The organism is Natrinema soli (assembly GCF_028618695.1).
This window is the reverse complement of sequence record NZ_JAQIVI010000321.1, coordinates 1-2768: the sequence shown is the minus strand read 5'-3', so window position 1 is coordinate 2768 and position 2768 is coordinate 1. Positions and strand designations below refer to the sequence as shown.

At 67.4% G+C, this 2768-nt stretch carries 2 protein-coding genes; both read right to left on the bottom strand.

Annotation, left to right across the window (positions count from 1 at the left end; translation table 11 throughout):
- Window positions 1-259: 259 nt before the first annotated feature.
- Entirely contained in the window at window positions 260-1552 is a 1293-nt protein-coding gene (locus tag PGX04_RS19325) for an MFS transporter (RefSeq protein WP_273740003.1), read from the bottom strand.
- A gap of 42 nt (window positions 1553-1594) precedes the next feature.
- A partial coding sequence (locus PGX04_RS19320) for a class I adenylate-forming enzyme family protein (protein WP_273740001.1) occupies window positions 1595-2768 on the bottom strand: 1174 nt, incomplete at its 5' end.

Genomic DNA, 2768 nt, shown 5'->3' with positions numbered 1-2768 from the left:
CGGAGACGCGCTCAAGAGCATCGCGATCAGCGAGCCGAACGCGGGCAGCGACGTCGCGAACATGCAGACCCGCGCCGAGCGCGACGGCGACCGTGGGGAGCCGCGGGCGAACTCGAGCGGCCATCCCCCATATGCTCGACCCCATCATGGTATTGTGTAGCAATGAACGCGGCCGAACATGAAAGCTTCGAGCACGTGGGGAAGATGTCCGGCTCCGAACCGCGCCGGATGGCTGTCGATCGACGCAGTGACTGTCGTCCTAGTCCGCTTTCACGCTCGAGCGCGAGACCTCGGGGTTTCGCAACAGCGGTACCGAAACGATCGTCAGGCAACTCAACACGAGCGCGGCACAGAGCACGTAGGTCGTCCGGTAGCCGAACCAGCTGTCGACGGCCGGAATCGCGACCAGCGGGCCGAGGCTGAGCCCGATGTCGCCCATCACCTGATAGGCACCGCCCATCCGGCCGAGTTCGTCGCCGGGCGTGAGATCGCCCATGATCGCGAGCAGGGCGGGCGCGGCCGCGCCCATGCCGCCGCCGACGAGGATGATCGCCCCGAGCAGCGCCTCGATCGTCGGGACGTAGGCGATGACCAGAAAGCCAGCACCCATCGACAGGAACGCGGGGACCGTCAGCAGCGTCCGGTCGCTGACCAGATCCGACGCCCAGCCGGTGACGACCGTCAGCGATCCCGACGTCACGACGCCCAGTCCCATCACCACCCCGCTGATCCCGGCAGCGCCGAGCGCGGACAGTTCGAGGCCGGAGTCGCTCGCGTAGCGGGCGAGCGTCGAGAGGATGATACCGCCCCAGAGGAAGCGGACGGTGAAGTTGCCGTAGCCGATCAGGAGGACGGTCGGATTACCGGCGAGCAACGACGGGACTTCGCGCAATTTCGCCGCTCGACCCTCCGCACCGGCGTGAACGTCCGGCAACACGAGCGTCGCGACGGTACCGGCCAGCAGCGCGAGCACGCCCGCCGTGAGAAACGCCGTCTGCATGCTCGCGAGATCTGTCAGGAGGCCGCCGAGGACGAGCCCGGTCGGGAACCCCAGTGACTGGCCGCCGCGCATGTAGCCGACCCAACGACCGCGGTTGTTGGCCGTCGTGACGTACGTAATCGTCGCGAACGCGCCGATGAAGACGAACGCGCTGCCGACCCCCCAGAACAGCCGCGAGAGGACGAAGACGACGCCCGGCAGCGACACGTCGCCGAGTATCGGCAGCGTTCCGAGATCGGTCGGGGGCGTGTGAAGGCCGATGACGTAGCCGAATGGAGCCAGCGCTTGCGTGAACAGCCCGAATATCATCGGTTTCCGCGCGCCGACCCGGTCGATGATCGTCCCGGCCGGCGTGTTCATGAACAGCCGCGCGATCCGATTGGCCGAGAGGATCAGGCTCAGCATGATCGCAGAGATGACGAGCTTCTCGTCGAGCAGCGGGAGCGTAGGGAAGGCGACGCCGGTCGCGACGCCGCCGAAGAAGACGCCGGCGATGACCGCGAGCGCGATCGTCCTGATCTCCGCCGTTGAGTAGGTATGGTCCTCAGACATCGTCGTGATACGTACGGACTCGAGCGCCCGGGTACAGATAGCTCACGATTCGAGTCCGCGGTCCGCGACGAACTCCTCGCGCAGGATCGTCTTGCGGATCTTGCCGCTGCCCGTCTTGGGGAGGTCGCGGCGGATCTCGACGACACGCGGGTGTTTGTAGGGGGCGAGTTCGCCGAGGACGTACTCCTCGACGTCGTCCGCGGTCAGCGCCGCGTCCGGCGTCGACGTGACCGCGGCGGCGACGGTCTCGCCGCGTCGCTCGTCCGGGACGCCGAACACCGCGGCCTCGTGGATGTCCGGATGCTCGTAGAGCAGGTTCTCGACCTCGCGCGGGTAGACGTTGTAGCCGGCGGTCAGGATCATCTCCTTCTCGCGGCCCCTGATGTAGTAGTAGTTGTCCGCGTCCCGCGTGCCGATATCGCCCGTGCGGAAGTAGCCGTCGTCGGTGAACACCTCGTCGTTCGCCTCGGGGTTCTCGTAGTACCCCTTCATCACCTGCGGGCCGGCGATGAGGATCTCGCCTTCTTCGCCGGGGCCGAGCTCGTTGCCGTCCTCGTCGACGACCTTCGACCGCGTGTGGCCGACCGGTTGGCCGACGCTCCCGGGCCGGTTGCCGAGCGACGACCACCGGATCGTGTGGCTCGTCGCGGTGGTCTCGGTCAGCCCGTACCCCTCCGTGAGCGGGACGTCGAACGCCTCCTCGAAGCGCTCCTGCGTCGGTTTCGGGAGCTTGTCCCCGCCCTGACCCGCCTTGATCAGCGTCGACAGATCGTACTCGTCGGGATCGTGGGCCTCGAGCAGATCGACGAACATGGCGGCGACGCCGACGAAGGACGGGATGTCGTGTTCGTCGAGCTTCTCGAGGACCAGTTCGGGGTCCCACTGGTCGGGACGGAGCAGGTGCAGCGTCCGGCCGGCACACAGCGAGGCCATCATCCCGAGCAGCCCGGTGATGTGGTACATCGGCAGGACGATGATCCCGTCGCCCTCGATCGGGCCGGCGCTGTAACTCGAGACGCTCTGTGCGATCTGGACCCGGAAGTTGCGGTGGGTCAGCAGGACGCCCTTTGGTTGCCCCGTCGTTCCCGACGTGTAGGGCTGAAGGAGGGCGTCATCGTCCTCGCGGTCGGCGACGGCGGCGTCCCCGGCAGCGTCGGCGTCGTCGCCGACGGCTCGGGGCACGTTTTCGGTACAGGGGACGTGATCCGTCTCCTGG